General features: G+C 43.7%; 20 protein-coding genes, 1 pseudogene and 1 riboswitch. Of the genes and pseudogenes, 1 reads left to right on the top strand and 20 read right to left on the bottom strand.

The features are described 5' to 3' along the window. Nucleotides 1-9 precede the first annotated feature (9 nt). The 13 genes and pseudogenes from der to AC3AQ9_RS02135 all read right to left on the bottom strand — a co-directional run bounded on the left by der (nucleotide 10) and on the right by AC3AQ9_RS02135 (nucleotide 13,056). Nucleotides 10-1,320, bottom strand: a complete 1,311-nt coding sequence (gene der, locus AC3AQ9_RS02195) for a ribosome biogenesis GTPase Der (protein ID WP_488305818.1) — start codon at nucleotides 1,318-1,320, stop codon at nucleotides 10-12. A gap of 93 nt (nucleotides 1,321-1,413) precedes the next feature. Beyond that, nucleotides 1,414-2,468, bottom strand: a pseudogene (fni, locus tag AC3AQ9_RS02190) (type 2 isopentenyl-diphosphate Delta-isomerase). A gap of 1 nt (nucleotide 2,469) precedes the next feature. After that, a complete protein-coding gene (rpsA, locus tag AC3AQ9_RS02185; RefSeq protein WP_488305817.1) occupies nucleotides 2,470-3,615 on the bottom strand; it encodes a 30S ribosomal protein S1 in 1,146 nt (381 codons plus the stop codon). A gap of 68 nt (nucleotides 3,616-3,683) precedes the next feature. Further along, nucleotides 3,684-4,274 carry a lysophospholipid acyltransferase family protein gene (locus tag AC3AQ9_RS02180; protein ID WP_488305816.1) on the bottom strand — a complete coding sequence of 197 codons (591 nt, stop codon included), beginning with the start codon at nucleotides 4,272-4,274 and terminating at the stop codon, nucleotides 3,684-3,686. A gap of 1 nt (nucleotide 4,275) precedes the next feature. Further along, on the bottom strand, nucleotides 4,276-4,950 hold the full coding sequence (gene cmk, locus AC3AQ9_RS02175; RefSeq protein WP_488305815.1) for a (d)CMP kinase: 675 nt from the start codon (nucleotides 4,948-4,950) through the stop codon (nucleotides 4,276-4,278). A gap of 320 nt (nucleotides 4,951-5,270) precedes the next feature. Beyond that, nucleotides 5,271-5,948, bottom strand: coding sequence for a glutamic-type intramembrane protease PrsW (gene prsW / locus AC3AQ9_RS02170; RefSeq protein ID WP_488305814.1), 678 nt, complete (start codon nucleotides 5,946-5,948; stop codon nucleotides 5,271-5,273). 82 nt (nucleotides 5,949-6,030) lie between these two features. Next, nucleotides 6,031-6,999, bottom strand: coding sequence for an asparaginase (locus AC3AQ9_RS02165; protein ID WP_488305813.1), 969 nt, complete (start codon nucleotides 6,997-6,999; stop codon nucleotides 6,031-6,033). A gap of 91 nt (nucleotides 7,000-7,090) precedes the next feature. Continuing rightward, nucleotides 7,091-8,059, bottom strand: a complete 969-nt coding sequence (locus AC3AQ9_RS02160; protein ID WP_488305812.1) for a YpdA family putative bacillithiol disulfide reductase — start codon at nucleotides 8,057-8,059, stop codon at nucleotides 7,091-7,093. A 203-nt stretch (nucleotides 8,060-8,262) separates the two neighbouring features. Further along, nucleotides 8,263-9,009: a metallophosphoesterase gene (locus AC3AQ9_RS02155; RefSeq protein WP_488305811.1), complete on the bottom strand. Its 747-nt coding sequence runs from the start codon at nucleotides 9,007-9,009 to the stop codon at nucleotides 8,263-8,265. Between the two features lie 78 nt (nucleotides 9,010-9,087). After that, nucleotides 9,088-9,717 carry a CBS domain-containing protein gene (locus AC3AQ9_RS02150; RefSeq protein WP_488306805.1) on the bottom strand — a complete coding sequence of 210 codons (630 nt, stop codon included), beginning with the start codon at nucleotides 9,715-9,717 and terminating at the stop codon, nucleotides 9,088-9,090. Nucleotides 9,718-9,784: 67 nt separating this feature from the next. Further along, complete coding sequence (locus tag AC3AQ9_RS02145; RefSeq protein WP_488305810.1) at nucleotides 9,785-10,528, bottom strand: LysM peptidoglycan-binding domain-containing protein; 744 nt, start codon at nucleotides 10,526-10,528, stop codon at nucleotides 9,785-9,787. Nucleotides 10,529-10,606: 78 nt separating this feature from the next. Then, nucleotides 10,607-12,034, bottom strand: a complete 1,428-nt coding sequence (locus tag AC3AQ9_RS02140; RefSeq protein WP_488305809.1) for a RecQ family ATP-dependent DNA helicase — start codon at nucleotides 12,032-12,034, stop codon at nucleotides 10,607-10,609. After that, nucleotides 12,031-13,056 carry a YpbB family protein gene (locus AC3AQ9_RS02135; RefSeq protein WP_488305808.1) on the bottom strand — a complete coding sequence of 342 codons (1,026 nt, stop codon included), beginning with the start codon at nucleotides 13,054-13,056 and terminating at the stop codon, nucleotides 12,031-12,033. The genes AC3AQ9_RS02140 and AC3AQ9_RS02135 overlap by 4 nt, the downstream gene beginning before the upstream one ends. 106 nt (nucleotides 13,057-13,162) lie before the next feature. Here AC3AQ9_RS02135 and AC3AQ9_RS02130 point away from each other — a divergent pair, with 106 nt between their 5' ends. Then, nucleotides 13,163-13,414, top strand: a complete 252-nt coding sequence (locus tag AC3AQ9_RS02130) for a ferredoxin (protein WP_488305807.1) — start codon at nucleotides 13,163-13,165, stop codon at nucleotides 13,412-13,414. A 63-nt stretch (nucleotides 13,415-13,477) separates the two neighbouring features. Here AC3AQ9_RS02130 and AC3AQ9_RS02125 read toward each other — a convergent pair whose 3' ends face one another. From AC3AQ9_RS02125 to resB, 7 genes are all read right to left on the bottom strand, one after another. Continuing rightward, nucleotides 13,478-14,056, bottom strand: a complete 579-nt coding sequence (locus AC3AQ9_RS02125) for an ECF transporter S component (RefSeq protein ID WP_488305806.1) — start codon at nucleotides 14,054-14,056, stop codon at nucleotides 13,478-13,480. A gap of 144 nt (nucleotides 14,057-14,200) precedes the next feature. Next, a riboswitch (FMN riboswitch) is annotated at nucleotides 14,201-14,336 on the bottom strand. A gap of 82 nt (nucleotides 14,337-14,418) precedes the next feature. After that, the gene (locus AC3AQ9_RS02120) at nucleotides 14,419-15,630 is read right to left on the bottom strand and encodes a hypothetical protein (protein WP_488305805.1); all 1,212 of its coding nucleotides are present in this window, start codon (nucleotides 15,628-15,630) and stop codon (nucleotides 14,419-14,421) included. After that, nucleotides 15,620-16,153 carry an RNA polymerase sigma factor SigX gene (gene sigX, locus AC3AQ9_RS02115; RefSeq protein WP_488305804.1) on the bottom strand — a complete coding sequence of 178 codons (534 nt, stop codon included), beginning with the start codon at nucleotides 16,151-16,153 and terminating at the stop codon, nucleotides 15,620-15,622. The genes AC3AQ9_RS02120 and sigX overlap by 11 nt, the downstream gene beginning before the upstream one ends. A 45-nt stretch (nucleotides 16,154-16,198) precedes the next feature. Further along, nucleotides 16,199-17,980: an ATP-binding protein gene (locus AC3AQ9_RS02110; protein ID WP_488305803.1), complete on the bottom strand. Its 1,782-nt coding sequence runs from the start codon at nucleotides 17,978-17,980 to the stop codon at nucleotides 16,199-16,201. Continuing rightward, nucleotides 17,973-18,689 (bottom strand): response regulator transcription factor, encoded by a 717-nt coding sequence (locus AC3AQ9_RS02105; protein WP_488305802.1) that lies wholly within the window; start codon nucleotides 18,687-18,689, stop codon nucleotides 17,973-17,975. The genes AC3AQ9_RS02110 and AC3AQ9_RS02105 overlap by 8 nt, the downstream gene beginning before the upstream one ends. Before the next feature lie 367 nt (nucleotides 18,690-19,056). Continuing rightward, complete coding sequence (gene ccsB / locus AC3AQ9_RS02100) at nucleotides 19,057-20,241, bottom strand: c-type cytochrome biogenesis protein CcsB (RefSeq protein ID WP_488305801.1); 1,185 nt, start codon at nucleotides 20,239-20,241, stop codon at nucleotides 19,057-19,059. After that, nucleotides 20,238-21,890 carry a cytochrome c biogenesis protein ResB gene (gene resB, locus AC3AQ9_RS02095; RefSeq protein ID WP_488305800.1) on the bottom strand — a complete coding sequence of 551 codons (1,653 nt, stop codon included), beginning with the start codon at nucleotides 21,888-21,890 and terminating at the stop codon, nucleotides 20,238-20,240. The genes ccsB and resB overlap by 4 nt, the downstream gene beginning before the upstream one ends. Nucleotides 21,891-21,894: the final 4 nt, after the last annotated feature.

The raw sequence follows: 21,894 nt of genomic DNA, 5'->3' as shown, positions 1-21,894 counted from the left end.
CTTTTCCAATTATGTCCGGGCACGAGTGATCAGCCGGAGCGGTGTTCCTTCAAAGTCGAAGCTATCGCGAATCCGATTTTGTAAAAATCGTTCATAACTGAAATGCATAAGCTCAGGTTCATTGACAAACACCACAAAAGTTGGGGGCTGGATGGCCACTTGCGTCGCATAGTAAAGGCGCAATCTGCGGCCTTTATCCGTCGGAGCAGGGTTCATGGCCACTGCATCTTCAATAACCTCATTCAAAATACTCGACTGGATCCGTCTTGAATGGTTGTCGTTCACTCGGTTAACGATATCAAGAATATTGTGGACGCGTTTCCCGCTTACTGCTGACACAAACATGATCGGTGCATAATCCAGGAAAAGGAAATGCTCACGAATCTTCCGAGTCATGATATTCATCGTTTTTTCATCTTTTTCAACAGCGTCCCATTTGTTAACAACAATGATGACACCTTTTCCAGCTTCGTGTGCATACCCGGCAATTTTCTTATCTTGTTCCTGAATGCCTTCTTCCGCGTTCAGGACAACCAATACGACATCTGAGCGTTCAATTGCCCGCAGTGCACGGAGCACACTGTACTTTTCAGTGGTTTCGTAGACTTTCCCTTTTTTGCGCATTCCTGCTGTATCAATAATCACATAAGGCTGTCCGTCGTATTCGTATTCTGTATCGATTGCATCCCGGGTCGTTCCAGCAAGATCGCTGACAATTACACGTTCTTCCCCTAAAAATGCATTGACCAATGATGATTTGCCGACATTTGGACGGCCGATCAAAGAGAATTTGATCACGTTATCCGGATATTCTTCTTCGTCGTCTTGCGGGAAGTTTTTCGCAACTTCATCCAGAAGATCCCCTAAACCTAGTCCGTGGGAACCGGAAATCGGGAAAGGTTCTCCCATTCCTAATGTGTAAAAATCGTAAACCATATGGCGCATATCAGGGTTGTCGATTTTATTGACCGCTAAAATGACCGGCTTTTTGGTCCGATATAAAATTTTAGCCACTTGCTCGTCCTGCGCCGTGACACCGTCACGCCCGTTGACGAGAAAGATAATGACATCCGCTTCGTCCATTGCGATTTCTGCTTGCTGGCGGATTTGTTCTAAAAACGGCTCGTCTCTTAAATCGATGCCGCCTGTATCGATGATATTGAATTCATGTGTCAGCCAATCTGCCGAACTATAGATGCGGTCCCGTGTTACTCCTGGAATATCTTCCACAATGGAAACACGCTCTCCTACCACGCGATTAAAAATCGTGGACTTACCAACGTTCGGCCGGCCAACGATTGCTACTACCGGTTTTGACATAATTATTTCATCCTTCCACTTCTAATATCCCTATTATACACGAAAAAGGTGATGGCATCTTGTAAATGTCCATCACCTTAAAAGGTGTAATATTCAGTTTTCCTTCCGATTGGCAAAAGCCGCCAGGTCATGGCCCCTCAGCAATAGATAATGATACAGCTCCCCAGAAATAATAAGCGGGCAATTTTCTAAATCGGCGATGCTTTCCGCCCCCAGCGCCGTCATCATCATCCGCAAGTCTTCGTTCAAGGTTTCAATATCGGCAATCAACTGCTTTTCACCATGTTCTATCGCTGTTTTTAAAAACGAACCTGCTAAGCCCGCTGCATTTGCCCCAAGTGCGAAAGCCTTGATCATGTCCTGTGCATCTTTAATGCCGCCCGACGCAAGTACAGCTCTAGAGAAAGCTTTTTTCACTTCGACAACCGCAGCTGCTGTCGGAATACCCCATTCTTGAAAATAAGCCAGTTTACGTGCTCGCCGTTCATTTTCAATTGCTGCAAAGTTAGTGCCCCCATAACCGCTGACATCGATTGCAGCAATTTTAGTTGAAGCCAGCTTGGCAGCTGTTTCACGGGAAATTCCAAAGCCTGTTTCTTTTACGATAACTGGTACTTTCACATTTTCCGCAATTTGCTCGATTCGTTCTAAAGCACCTTTAAAATCACGGTCTCCTTCAGGCATCGTCAATTCCTGAATAACATTTAAATGAATTTGGAGAGCATTGGCTTCTATCATCTCAATTGCTTCTTCAGCTTGTTTAAGGCTTGCTTCACTGCCCAAGTTGCCAATAATGAAACCCGCCGGATTTACTTTCCGTACAATCTCATAAGACGCCCGTTCTTCAGCGTCTCTAAGCGCCGCCATTTGAGAACCGACTGCCATCGCAATTCCTGTCTCTTTTGCAGCGCTCGCCAGGAGTGCATTCAGTTTTTCGGTCTGCTTGCCGCCTCCGCCCGTCATGGCATTAATAAAACAGGTGATTTCAATTTCAAATCACCTGTCTCGGTATGAATGCGAATATCCTCTACACCTAGGTTTGGCAAAGCTTGATGGACGAAACGAATATCGTCAAAAAACGAACCCGCACCTTGGCCTGTTGATAATGCAAATTGAATATGGTCCATCTTCCGATCAGCTCTTGACATGTTATTCGGATTTAAATCCTTTTAATTTATCGCCAATGACATCGCTGATTGAAAAACCGCTGGATTCTTCCGGCATTTCGTAATTGGAATAATCCTGTTCTTTCTCTTTTTCCTGAAGTTCTTTAATGCTGAGTGACAGGCGTTTATCAGCTTTATTTACTTCCAGTACTTTAACTTGGACTTCTTGGCCTTCCGATAAAACTTCGTTTGGTGTCGCAATATGCTTATGTGCGATTTGTGAAATATGAACAAGTCCTTCAACGCCCGGCAATACTTCGACAAAAGCACCGTAGCTAACAATACGTTTTACTTTCCCAGTGTGAACAGAACCTTTTGGCGCTTTTTCTTCAATAGCATCCCACGGTCCAGGAAGCGTATCTTTGATCGACAAGGAAATCCGCTCCGAATCCCGGTCTACGGAAAGGACTTTTACTGTTACTTCTTGTCCTTCGGTTACAACATCGGACACTTTCTCGACATGCTCATGTGACAATTGGGAAATGTGAACGAGTCCGTCCACTCCGCCAATATCCACAAAAGCACCAAAAGAAGCAATGCGCTGGACTTTCCCTTTAAGCACATCACCTTGATGAATGTGTTCCATAACTTCCACTTTTTGTGATTCTTTTTCCATTTCTACAACTGCCCGATGAGAAAGAATTAAGCGATTGTTTTCTTTTTCCATCTCGACAATTTTAAAGGTCATGACTTTGCCTTTGTAGTCTTCGAAGGATTCAACGAAATAATCTTCTACTAATGAAGCGGGTACGAATCCACGAACACCCAAATCGACCACAAGTCCGCCTTTTACGACATCTTTCACTTCAGATTCGATAATTTCGCCCGACTCAAACTTTTTCTCCAACTCGTCCCATGCCTGCTCGGCATCAACTTTCCGTTTGGATAGAACATAGTTTTCGTCTTCTACTTTAGTGATGATTAAGTCTAGCTCATCACCGACCTGAACTGAATCTGATGCTTTCTCGATGTGGAGGCTTGATAACTCACTGATCGGGATAACCCCATCAAAAGGCGCCCCTTCAATCGTTACGGTTACTGCTTTTTCTTCTATATTAGTAACAATACCTTTTACGCGATCTCCTGTTTGGAAGTCACGGTTTTCCATCATGTTCATTTCCTCAGACATAAGTAGCCCTCCTTCACAAACTATCCACCTTCTATTTTATTCGAATTCTCTAATAAAAACAAAAATAATCACTTATTTTTGCTATATTCATCCAGAATCTGTTGAATGCGGCTCATGATCATTTCGGTCACTTCGTCTGCAGACGCTTTTCTTTCCCGGAAAGGCTCCATTGCAATGGGTTCGCCGTATACCACTTTTACTTTACGGAACGTTTTATAAGGCCCGATAATAGCACAAGGTACTACATCGGCATTGCCGCGAAGTGCAAAAAATCCGGCTCCGCTCAAGCCTTTTTTTAAAACACCGTCCGTTGACCGTGTTCCTTCAGGAAACAAGCCGACGACCTCGCCACTTTTCAGCACTTTTAAGGCTGTTCTCAATGCTTCCCGGTCACTCATTCCACGCTTCACAGGAAACGCATTGACTTTTGGTAAAATCGGTCCAAGAATCGGCAATTTGAACAATTCTTCCTTTGCCATGAAATGCACGGTTCTTGGAGCGGTCATCCCTACTACAGGCGGGTCAAGTGCATGGATATGGTTGGAACAGAGCAGGACGCCTCCTTCTTTAGGAAAATTCTCTATGCCGATTACTTCAAAACGGTAAAGAGGTGTTAATGTTGTTTTTACAAGGGATTTTCCAATTGCATACAAGTTCACATTAACTCAACCTTTCTTCTGCCAGTCTTAATATTTCTGCTGCAGCTTCTCGAATCGTCAAAGAAGTTGTATCGAGGTATATCGCATCTTCCGCTTGACGGAGTGGAGAAACTTCACGTTCGCTGTCCATTTTATCCCGTTTTGCTATTTCCGCCTGCAAATCATCAATCGGCGTATGGATATTGCGCTTTTTGTTCTCTTCAAACCGGCGGCGTGCCCGTTCTTCTACACTTGCTGACATGAACACTTTCAGTTTTGCAGCTGGAAGGACATCGGTTCCGATATCGCGGCCATCCATGACTACGCCACGCCCTTCGGCAAGCTGCTGCTGCAATTTGACCATTTGCGTACGCACGGATTCATGAGCTGCCATTTCAGAAACTGATTTTGTTACCAGCTGTGACCGGATATCCTCTGTCACATCTTTGTTATCGAGAAAAACTAACTGGCCATTATCAGAAGGCTGCAGATCTATTTCTGTATCCGCCAATAATTTTCCTGCCTCTTCATTGCTGGAAAGATCTATCCCTTCATTCAATGCTTTAAGAGTTATTGCACGGTACATCGCACCCGTGTCGATATAAATGTATCCCAATTGTTCTGCAACAATTTTTGCTATTGTACTTTTCCCGGCAGCCGCAGGGCCATCGAGAGCGATTTGTATTGATTTCGTCAAAAAAGTCACCTCATCATATGTATTCAACATATTTTAACATAGAAAAGCGGAGCCGCCTATTCAGTCCCGACAGGCAAGAGATGGACCAAACAATTTTGGTCCATCTCTTTGCGACGAAGCACGAAGTGCTGCAGGAGCAGTGGGTTTTTAGACGATTTGGCGGAGCGGCAGGTTTTCAGCCGCATAGCCGAAGCGGCTTACGACCCGAGGGGCTAGGCGGTGAAGCTGGACAACACAAGAAATGCGGAAATGGCCGTTCAAGCTCTACAGGAGCCACTTTAAAATTTGGACACAAAAAAAGCCTTGGGCTACAAGACTTTTTACATGATCGAAGTATTGTCATGGTAATGTGTCAAAGACAATTGATGCGCTTGTTTTACCTTCCTTAAACTAAACCACCATAGAAACAGCATAAATGGAATTACACTGTAAGACCATTTTGTATTTGTGTATAAGATCGAATTATAAGCCAGATGGAGGACCAATGAGCTGAACAATGCCAGAGCCAGAAATTTCGGGCCGTTAGAGTTTTTGGTGAATTTCGCTTTGCCCAGGTAATAGCCCATTACCACACCAAATAACGCGTGGCTGGAAACAGGTAGAAACGCTCTGATAAAAGCAGTTTCTAAGCCGAACTCGAGCAAATATAGAATATTTTCAACTGTGGCAAACCCTAATGACACACTTGCCCCATAAAGAATGCCATCATACGGGTCCTCAAAATCGATATGCCGGTATACGGCAATGATTAAGACGAGCCATTTGAAAAATTCCTCAACAATACTTGGAAACAGCACTTTTTGGCTGAAAGTATGGTTAAAGACTCCTTCATATTCGAAAACGTACTGAATAAATAAAATAGGGAAAGTCAGAACTGCCCCGTATATAAAACTTTGAAACAAAAGCTTAGAAGGTTCGTCAGCAAATTGGTCACGCAAATAAAAGTAACTGAACAACGCCAGACTTGGAGCAATCGCAACTGTCAGTAATATTATCATATGCCTGCTCCTTTGCTTAAAGTCCTTTTATTATAACACGGCATAATGGTAAATTTTATCAATTTTTAAAATTCGTAGAGGCTTACCGATTAAAGGTATTGTTGTTCGCTTCTTTAGCAGTGGATAAGACAACCGCCAGTTTGATCCGCGCTTTTTTGCTGTCATAATCACTGCCGAGCAAAACGCCTTTCAGCATTAGATCATGGGCACTGCCTGGGTAACTATAGCTTGGATATGCTTTGCCTTCTTCCGCACTAGTGGTCAAAACAATAGTTATGCCTTTTTGAATTGCCCGCTCGATTGCTTCCACCATATGCGGCGACACTTGCCCTCTTCCAGCAGCTTCTAACACGATTCCCGCTGTTTCGCCCTGGGCAAGCAAATCAATCATATGGCCATCTTGCCCTGAATAGCATTTAATGATTTCCACTCTCGGCAAACTGTCCGCCACTTCGAGGACTTCATGGAATATCGGTTTTTGATAGACACTGACCACATCATTATCGATGATTCCTAAATAACCGTGACCGAAAGAGTCAAATCCCTGGAGGTTGCTGGTATGGACTTTTTTAACATATTTCGCTGTATAAATCCGTTCATTGAAAACCACCACCGTGCCGATACCTCTCAAGTTTTCATCAACCGAAACATAAATGGAGTTCCGCAAATTCGAATAAACATCTGTTCCCACTTCATCGGGTGAGCGCTGGGATCCTGTAACTACAATGGTACGGTTGTCGTCGATTGTCAAATCCAAAAAATAAGCGGTTTCTTCCAATGTGTCAGTTCCGTGGGTTACCACAATCCCATCCACCGTTTCATCTTCCATTTCCGCATTGATGGCTTGCCGCAGTTTCAGCATCTTGTCGAAACCGATATGCATACTCGGCAATTGGAAAATATCAATGACCTTTACTTCTATTTCTTCAGGCAATTGGCATAACGCCGCCAATTCTCTGCCTGAAATGGCGCCGGATTTCAACAGTCCTTTCGAAACTTCCTTGCTCGCTATGGTTCCGCCTGTCGTAATCAAAGAAACTTTTTTCTTCATAAAAATACAACACCCTTTCTCCACCCTATTTTACACCATTGCCCTGTACAGCAAATAACTTTTTCCATGTGGAAACAAGAAAAAAGCGCACTTAGCGTACGCTTTCCTTTTCCGCAATCGCTGCGGCTATTTGTTCCCCGTGGAAACGGCCATTTTCAATAAAGATTGAGTTGGCATTATTGCCCGCTGCAATCACTCCCGCAATATACAAATCATCTGTACCTGTTTCCATTGTCACTTCATCGAAAACAGGACATCCTGTCTCTTCATCAATGGCAATGCCGATTTTTTTCAAGAATTCGTGGTCCGGGTGATAACCGATCATCGCAAATACAAAATCATTCGGAATCGTCTCTTTTGTATCATTGACAGTCAGTTCCACATCCCGCTCTGTAATTTTATCTACGATTGAATCAAACAGCATCGTAATTTCACCTTTTCTTACCAAGCTGTCAAACTCCGGCAAAATCCAAGGCTTGATGCTCTTGGAATAGCTTGTGCCGTGATAGGAAACCGTAACGCGGCTGCCAGCTTTATGCAATTCAAGCGCTGCATCTACTGCCGAATTCTTGCCGCCGATAACCAGGACATCTTGATCAAAATACGGATGGCCTTCCTTGAAATAATGCATGACTTTCGGCAAATCGGCGCCTTCTACTTCCAATTTGTTCGGATTGTCATAATAACCGGTTGCCGCGATGACATATTTTGCGCAATAAGTATTTTTGGACGTCCGGACAGTAAATACCGCATTTTTTTCAACAGCCAAAACAGTTTCAAAAGAGCGTACTTCAATTCCGCTTCTTTTCACCACTTCCCGGTAATAGACCAGCGCCTGGTTGCGTTTGGCTTTCCGGTCTTCTGTTATAAAAGGTATATCTCCTATCGACAATTTTTCACTGGAACTGAAAAACGTCTGATGGGTCGGATAATTATAAATTGCATTGACAATATTCCCTTTTTCGATAACAATCGGCCGAAGGCCAATCCGCTTGATGGCAATGGCTGTTGCCAAGCCGCATGGCCCTCCTCCGATAATCAGCGCATCTACATTTTCCATACGTGTAACCTCTCCTACAATCAGAATCTATCCTTTAAGGATAGAAGATTCTTTTCACTGCTGACAATCAAAAGCACTCAGCTATTTATTTTACTTAGAAGATAAGCAAAGTTTCTGTGTCTTTATTTAAGATTTATCGGCCGGAAAAGTTCGATTGCTTCAATTAACGGTCCGTGAAAAGGCACCTGATCGCAGTTCCCCTCTTATTTCGGCTTTATCTCAAAGACATGATACTCCGCTTCCGCGCCTAAACGAAGCGGCAATTTGGTAGTGCCATATCCGTTGCTGACCAATTCCGCCTTTCCGTTCTTTTCAGTTAATCTGCCTTTTTCTGCGATTCCAAATTTGCCTAGACGTATCTGGCCGCCGTGGGTATGGCCGGCAAGCAAAAATTCCGCCGAATAGTTCTCTCTTACATATTTGAATACGGAAGGTGTATGAGATACGAAAATAACAGTGTCTTCTGATAAAACATCGGCAAAAGCATTGGAAATGGAATTCTTGCCATAACTGAAATAATCAGTCCCCACCAGCTTCAAATGAGGTTGGCCAAGCAGCGATACCGATTCATCATCCAACACTTTCACATTGTATTCAGCAAACAAGTGGCGCAATTCCGCCTCGCCAGCGCTTCGATCATGATTTCCCCAGACAAAGTAAGTCTCCCCGAATCTGCTCAGCACTTTCAAGTTTTCTTCAACACGGTTTAAAGGCACGCCTTTTTCTGTTAAATCGCCTCCGATAATGACCAAATCAACGGAATTCTCCAATAAATTGCTATTTAACTTTCTTCTATGAATATCCGAGATAAACATCATCTTGAACGGTTCAAATTGATGCGTGGCCTGAAGTTGAACACTTTCACTTTTCAAGTTCTGCCGAAAAGCGTTGCGCAACATAAAAAGAAGCAGCGCCAGAATTGCCAGACTGCTTTTATAAATCCAGTTCATATTAAATAATTCCCCTCAATCAAAATAAAGAAGCAAAAGCAAAGAGCTGCTTGTGCCTCTTTAGAAGTAATTTCAAATTTAGTCTTCCGAGATATCCAAAACCCGGAATCCCGATTTTTCCAATTCTTTTAAAAAGCGGTCGACATTGTCTTTTTTCTTGATTTTCAAAACGATGCGCCGTACCACTTTATCCGTTTCATCAAATGTCACAAGCGAGACCACAGATTCTTTGTACTTCTCTATTATATCACCAAGTCGCCCAATTCGCCCTTCTGATTCAACCGAAGTAAAGGTGATGCGCACTCCTTCTTGCTGCATGCCAAAAGCGCTCTGCAATTGATTCATTACATCAAAACGTGTTACGATCCCCAGGAATTCATCATCCTCCACAACTGCAATGATTGGAAAATCATTCAATTCGACAATTGCTTTTTCAAAGACATCCTCGATTTGCAGGAAAACTTCTTGGTTTACAACGACATCTCTTACTTTGGCTGTGCTGATGAATTCATCCTTAGTTTTGCCGGAATAGAAAAATGCCCGGTAAGCGTGGAACCAAGTGAAGATTCCTTTATATTTCTTGCCTTCAATAACTGGCAGTGCATCTATCGAATGGCGTTCCAGCAAGTCAAGGCCAGTCTGGATTGAATCGTCCATTTTAACAGTAATACATTTTTCTCTTTTTACCATCACACTTTTCACAAACATCCAGTTCACCTTACCTCTTCTTCAGCTTTGTCGTCTTATTTCGGCAACACCTGTTGTCTTCCCTCTTTTAAGGCAAAATTAACGTACTGCCTACAGTTATTTCATTCGAAGTTAAACCGTTTGCTTGCTTTATTTTTTCAACACCCGCATTGGCCCCTGCTGCCCCGTAATTATTGACGGCAATCCGGTATAGAGTTTCACCTGATTGGACCACATGCGTTTTCTGTGATGATTTTGCTTTTTCTTCGGCTTCTTTCTCTCGTTGGGCAGCTTCTTGCTGTCTTTTTGCTTCCGCTTCTGCTTTAGCTCGGGCCTCCGCTTTGGCTTTGGCTTCAGCTTTGGCTTGGGCCTCAGCTTTCGCCTTAGCTTCTGCTTCGGCTTTTTCCTGTTCTTTGGCAGCAGCAGCTTCTTTTTCGGCTTGCTCTTTATCGGCAGCAGCTTTCTGCGCGTCTGCTTCGTTAGCTTCCTTTTCTGCTAGGGCTTCTGGCTCTTCATGTTTTTCTTCTTCTCCTTCAACTGGGACAAGTGGAGTGTCAGAAGCCGGTGGAGTTGTTTCCAAGCTGACTTGATCATTTAATGCACTAGTGGTTAACGTGTCATTAGGCTCATATAGGAACGCTACGTAGATAAGAAGTGTCACAGGGATTAAAATGAAAATGAAAAATAACGCAGGCAACAGCACATTTTTTGTTTTTTCCGGTTTCTTTTTAACCGCTTTACGCTGAGCCCTTCTTGAAGGAGCGGCACTGCTTTGAACTGGAATTTCCTGACGGCCTTTTTCAATGGCTTCACGATAATTTTGTTTACCCATAATCCACTACCCCTATCTTCTCTAATAACTCTATTATGCCGAAAATTTCCCTTTTTGTAAATGAGATTACCGAAATTGTCATAAAGGCAATAGTGCATTTAGCCGATTTTCCCATTTCTCCAGCACCATTTTTTTCGGCTTTGCTTTACGCTTGTCGAATACTGAGTAATCGATGCCATCATTTACACAGCAATTATCTGGCTTCAGGAGCAATTGCTGATCAAAACAGCCAATAATATACTGTCTAATGCATCCAGACAGATTAACCAGTTTTCTCATTTTATCCACCCGCCTTATTTTTTCCAGCTGGAGAACTTCCATTTGCCGCAGTGTTTCGTCGACCGTTAATTGGCTGAGCCAGTATTCCACGACCCGTAATGCGGTTTCCCTGACAATGCCTGATGCAACCAGCTGCTCTGCATTGGCTCTATTTGCCGCGACTTCCTGGATTTCATGCCTGGTCGGCAATTCGTCCATCACGAGGCTTAACATTAGTCCCTCGTCTCCTTCGGCGTAAAGCAGTGTAGCCAATGCAGGTTGTCCGTCGCGGCCTGCCCGTCCAACTTCCTGCACATACCCCTCCACAGAAGTTGGCAGTTGGAAATGGATAACATGGCGGATATTTGGGATATGAACACCCATGCCGAATGCATTTGTTGAACAAACCCAATCCAATTCTCCATTTTGAAATTGCTGTTGGACAAAGACCCGATCCTGGTGCTCCATGCCGCCGTGGTAATAGGAAGCTGGCAGCCCGATATCCATCAAGATCGCCGCGAGTTCTTGTGATTTTTTGCGTGTTCCGGCATAAATAATTCCCGGCCCTTCACATTGCTGCACAAAAGAAGTCAGCCATTCCAATTTTTCCTGAGACTTTTCGAATTTTTTTATGTCATATACAATGTTCTTACGATCCATGGGATGCGTATAAATAAAGGGATTATCGATTTCCAGATAAGTTTTGATTTCGCTGGTCACTTTTTCTGTTGCAGTCGCGGTCAACGCCAAGACTTGCGGATGCCCCAAATCCGGCAAAATTTCCGCAATCCGCAGATAATCGGGACGAAAATCAAAGCCCCATTGCGAAATGCAATGAGCTTCATCGGCTACCAGCAAAGAAACATTAATTTTTTGCAGCTGCTTTTTGACAAAAGGCTGCACCAGCATTTCTGGAGAGATAAAAATAAAGCGGTAGTTGCCCAGTGTATTCCAGATTTTTTCTCTTTCCCGGGGTTTTAAAAATGAATTAATTGCCACTACGGATTTTTCACCCATTTTTTTCAATTGGGAGACCTGATCCTGCATTAATGACAAAAGCGGAGAGACGACCAGCACACTTCCAGGCAAGACGTGGGCTGGCAGCTGGTAACACATCGACTTTCCCATCCCTGTAGGCAAAAGAGCAATGACATCGTTTCCTTTTAAAATTTCTTCGATGACTTCCCGCTGGCCGGGGCGGAATGAAGTAAAACCATAAGTTTTATAAAGCAATTCATCCAGATTCATGGCCGATCCTCCTTCAAAGCTAATGCCAGACGGATCTGAAAATAACTGGCATCCGGCAATTCTTCTTTAATATCTCTCAATCGCTTCGTCTTTCTTTTTTTGCTCACTGCAACCACTTTCTCATACAGGGAGGACGATAAAAAAGGCGTGTAATTAAAATAAGGGTCGTTCATAGCCAGTTCAACAAAATGGTCTTCGATGGTGCTGGTCTTCAATTGGCGAATTGCAGCAATCTCCTCAAGCGAAAGACCATTTTCAAACAGTTTTAAAGTTCTTGTTGTTGATTCTGTCAACGATGACCTTTGAACAATATTCTCTGCCAGCCCAAAAAGCAGAGGGAAATTCTCCGATTCAATTACATCAATCCAGGCATGCAGCGCTTCAACAGCCGCCAATTGGGCATCCAGTATATGCAGGCCGTGCGCGGAAGCAATTTGCTCCCATGTCAACCCACTCCATCCCAGACCGGTTAAACGCTGCATAACAATCATTTTTTGATGGTCTTTTATACGGGCTTTCTGGAGGCTTTCAAATATTTCAGCTTTAAAAGCCCGCACTGTTGACGGCTCCCGGTAATTGATTTGTTTCAAATATCTCTTGACCCATGACTGAAGGTCTTCTGCATTATGTATTGGATCAAACCGGTTGATCTGTTGGCTTGTATAAGACAGGGTTTGAACAACTAATGATAGACGGTTTAAGAAAACCGTTTCATTGCCCCTGTATTTCCATCCGTTGAGCCTGGATGCCGGAATGTCCATAGCGAGTGCTTTTTCGGTCAAATCAATCACTTGGTCGTTCGGATTCAATAGCTGCTTACGGAAAAGGCGCTGAATCACTTCATCATACAAATGTTTTTCCAGCTTCGGCATTACCGCAAAATATGGATAGAGGCCATAATAACCGATGTCTTGGATGGTCTGGCCGGATTTTTTCCCTTTGATCAAGTGAAATGGAGAAGAAATTGTCCGCTCCAGATTCACAGCTTTCATGATGGTTATTACAAGCTCCTCAAATAACAAGAGTGGACCCCCTAGCGTTTTTTGGTTGAAAAACAAGACAAACACCTTTAGAATGAATACGGTAGTATAACTGAACTTGTTCGGAGATAAAGGAGAGGAAAATATTATGGCTAAGTATACCATTGTCGATAAGGATACTTGTATCGCTTGCGGTGCTTGCGGTGCTGCAGCACCCGATATTTACGATTATGACGACGAAGGAATTGCTTTTGTTATTTTAGATAATAACATGGGCACTGAGCAAGTTCCAGATGAACTGGAAGAAGACATGGAAGATGCATTCGAAGGATGCCCGACCGATTCCATCAAAGTGGCAGATGCTCCTTTTGACGGAAATCCTCTTAAATATGAAGACTAAGTCTGGAAATTAAAACAGGCGTTCACGAAAGCAAAGATGCTTTCGTGAACGCCTGTTTTTCATTTATTGATAATAAAGCCGCTGCTTCTCAATCCATGCATGCATGCTGCTGAACATCAACAACACCACTGCTGTGAGAATCAGGCCTTTGATCAAGTTAAAAGGTAAGATCCCGAGAACAATTGTGCCAAAAAGAGCACTTCCAGTTTCAGCTGGCATGTTCAAGAAATACGAGTACATTGGCAAAAATACTAAATAGTTTAACAAGCTCATGCCGATTGCCATCGATAATGTTCCAGCGACCAAACCGAACACCATGCCTTTTTTAGTTGCCATTCTGCGGTAAATCACATAGACAGGCATGATAAACAAAATGCTGGTCACAAAATTCGCCATATGGCCGACAGGCACTCCAGTGGGGCTTCCTGCAAAAAGCCAGTCCAGCGCGTTTTTAAAAAACGCTACTAAGATCCCTGCAACAGGACCCATGGTAATGGCAGCTATCAAAGCAGGCACATCACTAAAATCAACCTTCAAAAATGCGGGTAACGCCGGCAATGGGAAGTTGAAAAGCATTAAAATAAATGAAATACTGCTCAACATTCCGATTACAATCATGGATTGTAACTTCTTATTCTTCATATTCCTCTCTCCTTGTAGTGATTCACCAGAAGAAAGGCTTGGACAATGCGGCCCCATAATAAAACCCTTAAGCAAAATTACTTAAGGGAGAAAAGGCACACTTAATAAGCGTTGCACCGAAAAATCGGCGACACACGTCCGCACCTTCACCTTCTCCCATCCAGACTATACTGTCGGCTTTGGAATCTCACCAAATCCTGCTTTTTACGGCTCGCGGGCTTATGAATGTTACCATTCAATTACCGCCGGTAGGGACTTGCACCCTGCCCCGAAGATGAATCGATATTTTGTTATACCCTAATATTAGTGGAAAAAAGACACCTTGTAAACATAATTGTTTGGCAAAGTGTCTTTTTTAGCAATTATTTAATTAGCCATGGAGTTTTGTTTGCTGATACCGGCATTTTTAACGGTTGGGTAAAATCATACCCCAGCCACTCTGATTGCACCACATTAACCAATTGTACAGTTTTTCCATACGCTTTGGCAGTCATGGACAGACTTTCAATCATCCTTTTTGCATCTATTTCTTCCATCGCCTCTAAATCAAAAGGTTCCTGGAACTCAATCTGAATCACATCATCCATTTCCGTTACCGTAAAATTTAAACCTTCCGGCAATGTACTTTTTTGAAAATCATTGGGAGATGCTTTCATTGATTCGAATGCTTCAGTAGCCGTTTCAAGCGGCATACCGTATCCAGGGACCAGGTAAGTGTTACCTGCTGCAGTTGTATAAGCAAAAAAGGCGACATTATTGACATCAGTGACAACGGGCTCCATTGGACCGATTTGATTGAACTCAGCGGGGCTGCCATCTTCATTTAAAACAGCGACTTGGCCAGCATCCCTGAAAGTTTCTTGCAGCGTTGCTACATATACTCCAATACTGGCAGAAGCAAGATCGTATTGATGGTCGCTCGGCAAGATATGCTCAGCCCCTTCCATCCCCATTGTGATGGTCCCTAAATAAGGATGGTATTCATCAAACCCCAGGGCTTGTTCGTCTATTTGGCTGGCATAGTAATTATAAAGTTCAACTGTATTCGGTTTTTCCATTCCCAAATCTTCAACGATTTGTTCATTGGGAATTAAAAAGGAAAGAGGGATGACATATGCGTTTTCAGTCAAGCCGATTGTGAATAAAGTATGACCCGCTAAATCTTCATCGTAAACCGAAATGCGGGATGCTTCATCTCCTTCTTCATTCGCAATGATGTTCGTATTTGCTGAATCCGCTTCCTCAGTCGTTCCTTCCTGCTGCTGCTGCATGCTTTTGTCTTCTGCCACTTCTGCAGAAGAGCCCGTAGACTCGTCAGCACCACTTTCCGTGCTCATTTCATTTTGTGCGGTATTTATGCCACCCTGGCTCAAAATGGAGGCCACCAGAATACCTATTGTAATAAAAGCAAGAGCTGCCACCAATAAAGGAAGCCATTGCTTGTGCCGTCTGCGTGCAGGAGCTTTTTGGGCCAAACGGTCATAGACTTCTTCTTTTGGCCGTTCATCGCGGATTGTGGGGAAATCCCGTAACAAACTTTCGATGTGGTCATCATCCCAGTTGTTATTCGGCATTCGCCTCTCCCCCTTCCTTAGAAGATAATTTTTCACGCAAAGATTTTATTGCGCGATGCTGGGTGGTTTTTACTTTTCCTTCTGTCCACCCTAGAACTTCTGCGGTTTCAGCTATCGACAAATCCTGGAAATAGCGCATAATAATCACCATCTTCTGATCGCCTGTGCATAAATCCAGCGTTTTATAAAGCAATACTTTATCTTCATTCAACGAGGCCACTTCTTCCGGAATGCGGTCAGCCGATGTTAATTGCTGCGTTTCCCAATCGAAATGGTCTGCTGAATGCTTTTTTCGAACCGCCGTTTTACGGAAATGGTCAATCGCTACATTTTTGGCGATAGAAAAAAGCCAGGTTTTTTCTGAACTTTTTCCTTCAAACCGGTCATAAGCTTTAAAAACACGAATATAAACTTCGTGCATTAAGTCTTCAGACAAATGCCGGTTTTTCACCAGATAAATGAGGAATTGAAACACGTCTTGATGATATTCATCGTACAAGCGATGGAAAACGGAGTCGTCCATACACTCCCCCCATTCTTAGAATTAGTCGTCTCTAATTACAAAAAGTTACATCTTTTTTAGAGGCAGCAAGAAGATGAAAGAAGTGCCTTCGCCAACTTTGCTCTCGGCATAAATTTTACCACCGTGTGCATTGATGATGTTGCTGGCTATCGCAAGCCCTAAACCTGTTCCGCCTTTCCCTAATGTTCTGGCTTTGTCAGCTTTATAAAAGCGTTCAAACACATATTGCAGATCTTCTTCCGGAATCCCGACTCCTGTATCATTGACGGAAACCTTGGCGTACCCTTGTTCTTGTTCGACCTTGACGATCACTTGTCCTCCTGAAGGCGTATGCCGCAGAGCATTATCGATCAAATTGGTCATAACCTGTTCAATGCGGTCTTCATCGACTTCAGCTGCTGCCCAATCATCCAGATCGGTAACAAAAGAAAGCCGAATGCCTGTTTCTTTGGCTGCCTGAGAAAATTTCAATGTCATTCTTTCAATTACTTCATTGAATTGTACCAGTTCTTTGTATAGCCGCATATAGCCTGATTCCATGCGGGCAAGATTCAATAGATCCGTGACAAGCCTGCCCATACGCTGAGATTCCTCGTAAATGATTTTGGTCATCTCGCGCCGTTCCTCTTCCGTCGCCCCGACATCATCAAGAAGCGCCTCGCTATAGCCCTGGAGCATGGCAATCGGTGTACGCAGCTCATGGGAAACATTCGCAATAAAGTCTTCCCGCAGCTTTTCCAGTCGATGCTGCTCTGTCATATTGTGGAGCACCGCTACCGCTCCGCGTATGGAATCTCCACTGTAAAGCGGACTAAAAGAAATCGCATAATATGCGCCTTCCATTTCCAATTCCTCTTCGATTTCTTCTTCATAATCCAATACGTGTTCGAGCATATGAATCATTTCCGAAGGCAGTGGTTCCCCTTTTTCCACGCCTCTTTTCATAAGCCATTGCTGCAGAAGTTTTTCAGCGGGAGGGTTGCTTAAGAGAATGGTCCCGTCACGATTAAATGTGATAACTGCATCTGCCATAGATGTTAAGATGCTCGACAGCTGCTCTTTTTCTTGGTTGATTACTTCCACGTGGTGTTTCAGCTGACGGCCCATCTGATTAAATGCCGTTGCCAGCTGGCCGATTTCATCGCTGGAAGCCGCACGCACTTTTGTATCAAAATTCCCTTTCGCCAGCTCAAATGCCCCTTCACGCATTTTGCGAAGCGGAGAAGTGATGCGCGTCGACAGGAAGAACGCAAAGAAGGTAGTTAAGATAAATGCAATAAATGCCGATAAAAATACGATATTCGTGGTCCGCTCAGCTGTGCGATCCATGACTTCAAGCGATTGGTAGATAAACACGGTACCATGTTCCTGTTCAATCGTCTGAAGCGGACTGGCAAGAACAATATACGACTCCATCCGTTCTTCTTCTGTTAAAGATGGAAGAAGCATTTCTTTCATGACCGTTTCGTCCGTTTCAAAAACTTTTTGGAAATCTGGTTCGTTCAAAATAGCTTCGCGCACCTGTTCCCCATTAATGCCATTATGAATATAGTAAGTGCTTTCATGAGGGGCTTCCGCAATTACTGCATTTGTTTCCGGTCCTAGAATGTCATCGATTACATTCAACGAAATATTGACCTCGGCATGGTCATTAAAAATCCGTGCAATAGTGGCCGCTTCTTTTGTCAAGGTCTCCTCCACCGCTTCACTGTGGTAGTTGCCGAGAAATTCCAGCAACAGGACTGTCACAATAAAAAGGACAAAGGAAACGAGAAGCAGTATTGTGATCCACAGCTTCCCGACTACACTATTCCATATTCTATTCATTTCCTACCTCGAATTTATAGCCAACGCCCCAAACGGTGACGATCATTTTCGCAGCGGATTCCGACACACGATTCAATTTTTCTCTCAATCGTTTCACATGGGTATCTACTGTCCGTAAATCACCAAAGAAATCGTAATGCCAAACTTCTTTCAGTAAATGTTCCCGATCAAAAACCTTATCCGGTGATTTGGCCAGGAAGTAAAGCAGTTCATATTCTTTAGGTGTTAAATTCACTTCCACATTATCCGCCGTCACACGGTGAGCATCATGATCAATGGTTAAATGAGGGAACACTACCAAATCTTTAGATACGGATGAATTGGTGACTGGTGAATACGCTGAAGAACGGCGCAGAATCGCTTTGACACGCAGCACGACTTCCCGAGGGCTGAATGGCTTAACGATATAATCATCCGCACCAGATTCAAAACCCTGAACCCGGTTAGCTTCTTCACCTTTAGCCGTCAGCATAATGATCGGAGTCATTTTCTTTTCGCGCAGCTCCGTGCTGACTTCGATGCCATCTTTTTCCGGCATCATTAAATCCAATAAGATGCAGTGGTAATCTTTCTCCATGGCCATATCTAAGGCTTGGGCACCATTTTCCGCTTCTTCCACGATATATCCTTCCCGTTCCAAATACATTTTCAGTAAGCGGCGTATTCTTTCTTCATCATCAACAACTAATACGGTAATTTCTTCCGACATAGTAACCCCTCCAACTTTTGTCTCTTATCTTTCATTGTACCGTCAACATATATAAAAATAAATAAAAAGCCTTTTCCACTAGTGGAAAAGGCTCATTTTGTTTGTCCAGATAAAGGCGTTTGCTCTGTCCAGCTGCAGCGCCTAGCCCCTCGAGGTCGCTTCGGCCTTGAATCCATGGCTGAAAAACGCCATGGCTTTCAAGTCCTCCAGCGCTTGTCGGGGCTAGTCAGGCGCTTCCGCTTTTCTTGTCCAGCTGCAGCGCCTAGCCCCTCGAGGTCGCTTCGGCCTTGAATCCATGGCTGAAAACGCCATGGCTTTCAAGTCCTCCAGCGCTTGTCGGGGCTTGTCAGGCGCTTCCGCTTTTCTGTTAAGCGTACGAATGCAATCCAGCGATGATTAGATTGACTGCTACCAAGTTGAACATGATGATGGCGAAGCCTACGACTCCAAGCCATGCTGATTTTTCCCCATGCCATCCTTTTCCAAGACGCAAGTGAAGATATGCGGCGTAGAATAACCAAGTAATCAAAGCCCATACTTCTTTAGGGTCCCAGCCCCAGAAACGGGACCAGGCAATTTGGGCCCATATCATGGCGAAAACCAAAGCTCCCAGAGAAAATAGCGGGAACCCGATAATCACAGCCCGGTAGCCAATTTCATCCATCAATTGCAGATTAACGTTCTTTACAAACGGTTTGAAGATGGCCGAGATTCTTTTTCTGGCAATCAGCCGGATAAGCCAGTACAGTACGGTCCCAACCAAAAACGACCAAAAGACTGTGGTCAATTTGCTGGCATTCACTACTGCGGGTGTTTCAACTAACGGAGTCATTGTGCCTTCTGTCAGTTCAACGTATTGATTCATACCGATGATCGCAGGCATATTATACGTAATTTCAGACTCCACACCTTTTTCATCTACATAAGAAAATGCTGATTCATAACCTGTCACTGAGAAGTACGTGCTCGCGACAACAAATCCTAAAACGATAACCAGTGAATACATGATCGCTTCCAGGAAGAAGCGCTGTTTTGTATTTTTCTTTGTATCGACTACTTTTAATAAATACACTAGACCTGCTGCTGCACTGATGGCTAAAACTCCTTCAGCGATTACGACAGTAATAACATGGATAGCCAGCCAGTTTGTTTGAAGCGCCGGAATCAGCGGGCTGACTTCACTCGGGAACATGCTGGCAAATGCAATGATCAATAATGCAACCGGCAATACGATCATACCGATGACCGGCGTTTTGTAGAGCGCATAAATGACAATAAAGCCACCTACCAACGTCATGCCAAACGCCGTAGTAAATTCAAACATATTGCTGATTGGAGGATGCCCAGTTGCACCCCATCTCGTGAAGAAATAACCTAATTGTGCAAGAAAACCGAGGATTGTAATGCCGAACGCCACTTTCCCCCAACGATTTTCAGATGCGAATGATCTTTCTTTATTACCTTTTACAGCTCCACCGAATACGAATGAAGCAATCAAATAAGCGATGAATGCAACATACAGTAGATTGGAGCTAATGTCGGCTAAGTTCATGACAATTCCTCACCTTCCTTTTTCTGCTGTTTCTCAATTTCCTCCTGCTGGTCACGATAAGCAGGAAGCGACGCATATTCTTTAACTTGATCAAGATCTTTCTTCAAACCAAACCAGTTTTTGTTGGTATGGCCAGCCAGAAGAATCTCGCCATCCGCTTTTTGCTGAATCCAGAAACGGCGGTGGTTAAAGTACATCCCTTGCGCCACACCAATCATGAAGATAAGTCCGCCTAAGCCTAAAATCGGCAATGTACGGTCTTTACGAATGGTTAAACCGGAAACATCGCGTGTTTCTGCGCTTTGGAAGGCCAGTTTGTATTGGTTTTCACCAAAAGGTTCAACTGTATTTTGAATGGTGATAAAGCTCGTTTCCCCTTGTGGTGTTTCAGGCGTTTTCATTTCCACTAAAAATCCGGGATTGTTTGGAAGCGGTGATGCCGTTTGTGGTTCACCGTTTTCAAAACCGGAAAAATCAGGATAATAACCGAGCAACTTCACAGTCGACCCATTTTCCAGTTTATATTGATCTTCCGGATTGATTAAATCAATCGTCAATTCCCCGAAAGTTTCTTTTGTTTCTTTATTCGACAAAGCGAATGTCATTGTTTTTAACTCGTTTAGTTTAAAGTCCATTTGGTAAACAGCATAACCATCAAATTTCAGCGGCTGGTTGACCCGGATCGGGTATTCACCGACTTCTTCCAGATCATTTACTCCAGGAAGACTGTCTTCCGGTTTCTTATACAGAACGACATCCGTCTGATAGTTTTTGGCGACTGTCCCGACCCGGTCAATAGCTTCTTTAAAAACAGCATCTTCTTCCGAATTATAGGTCTCTAATTCAAAGTTCTTGCTTTCAAGTGTATACCCAGGAGCTTCGGGAATCGCCCGGGTTTCGCCTTCACGAATCCATAAGGTTTCATCCACATAAAATCCTGGCATCATGCGAAGCATTACACCGAAAAGGAAAATGATTAGCCCGATATGATTGACATAAGGGCCCCATCTTGAAAATCGGCCTTTTTCAGCCAATAAGCCGTTTTTATCACGCCTTACATTGTATTTCAGCTGCTTTAACTTAGTTTCAGCTTTATCCAAAGTATCTTCAGCGCCCGGGCCTTCACCATAGATGCGCTGTTTGTCCATAAAGCTTGCGTGGCGCAAAACCCGCTGGTTTTTCAACGAGCGATACAATGGTACAAAACGGTCCAGGCTGGCAATGATCAGTGAAATAGCCAGCATGCCGACTAAGATAATAAACCAGAACGAACTATATAAATCGTGGAATCCTAAGAAATGATACACACGGCCGATGCTGCCATAAACTTCTGAATAATACGCTTTGATTGTTTCAGCAGTTCTGACTGGCACGGATACATACTGTTCTTGGGGCAATATCGTGCCGATTGCAGCAGCGATTAATATAACGACAATAAGGCCGACACCGACTTTTACGCCGGAAAAAAAGTTCCATATTTTATCTACAATCGTTTTATTATACGTTTGCGACCTTCTCGCGGTTCCTTCATAACGCATGTCCACCAGCTTGCTGTTTTTCTCTTTTTCGGTCAAGGACCGCCCGCAGGATTCACACAAAACCGTTCCGGGCGGATTAATATGGCCGCATTTGCATTGCATTTTCTCCATCCGA

It is taken from the genome of Planococcus sp. VCh962, from assembly GCF_057748275.1.
The sequence above is the reverse complement of the archived record's forward strand: the minus strand, read 5'-3'. Positions and strand labels throughout refer to the sequence as shown.

Bases quoted from the DNA above. Each gene is read 5' to 3' on its own strand.
- AC3AQ9_RS02140 (WP_488305809.1), bottom strand. From the start codon at position 12,034: ATGAATCTGGATGAATTGCTTTATAAAACTTATGGTTTTACTTCATTC.
- AC3AQ9_RS02150 (WP_488306805.1), bottom strand. From the start codon at position 9,717: ATGTTTGTGAAAAGTGTGATGGTAAAAAGAGAAAAATGTATTACTGTT.
- AC3AQ9_RS02160 (WP_488305812.1), bottom strand. From the start codon at position 8,059: ATGGAAAATGTAGATGCGCTGATTATCGGAGGAGGGCCATGCGGCTTG.
- AC3AQ9_RS02125 (WP_488305806.1), bottom strand. From the start codon at position 14,056: ATGAAGAATAAGAAGTTACAATCCATGATTGTAATCGGAATGTTGAGC.
- AC3AQ9_RS02155 (WP_488305811.1), bottom strand. From the start codon at position 9,009: ATGAACTGGATTTATAAAAGCAGTCTGGCAATTCTGGCGCTGCTTCTT.
- AC3AQ9_RS02165 (WP_488305813.1), bottom strand. From the start codon at position 6,999: ATGAAGAAAAAAGTTTCTTTGATTACGACAGGCGGAACCATAGCGAGC.
- ccsB (WP_488305801.1), bottom strand. From the start codon at position 20,241: ATGAACTTAGCCGACATTAGCTCCAATCTACTGTATGTTGCATTCATC.
- rpsA (WP_488305817.1), bottom strand. From the start codon at position 3,615: ATGTCTGAGGAAATGAACATGATGGAAAACCGTGACTTCCAAACAGGA.
- resB (WP_488305800.1), bottom strand. From the start codon at position 21,890: ATGGAGAAAATGCAATGCAAATGCGGCCATATTAATCCGCCCGGAACG.
- AC3AQ9_RS02110 (WP_488305803.1), bottom strand. From the start codon at position 17,980: ATGAATAGAATATGGAATAGTGTAGTCGGGAAGCTGTGGATCACAATA.
- AC3AQ9_RS02105 (WP_488305802.1), bottom strand. From the start codon at position 18,689: ATGTCGGAAGAAATTACCGTATTAGTTGTTGATGATGAAGAAAGAATA.
- AC3AQ9_RS02120 (WP_488305805.1), bottom strand. From the start codon at position 15,630: ATGCCGAATAACAACTGGGATGATGACCACATCGAAAGTTTGTTACGG.
- der (WP_488305818.1), bottom strand. From the start codon at position 1,320: ATGTCAAAACCGGTAGTAGCAATCGTTGGCCGGCCGAACGTTGGTAAG.
- sigX (WP_488305804.1), bottom strand. From the start codon at position 16,153: ATGGACGACTCCGTTTTCCATCGCTTGTACGATGAATATCATCAAGAC.
- prsW (WP_488305814.1), bottom strand. From the start codon at position 5,948: ATGATAATATTACTGACAGTTGCGATTGCTCCAAGTCTGGCGTTGTTC.
- AC3AQ9_RS02145 (WP_488305810.1), bottom strand. From the start codon at position 10,528: ATGGGTAAACAAAATTATCGTGAAGCCATTGAAAAAGGCCGTCAGGAA.
- AC3AQ9_RS02130 (WP_488305807.1), top strand. From the start codon at position 13,163: ATGGCTAAGTATACCATTGTCGATAAGGATACTTGTATCGCTTGCGGT.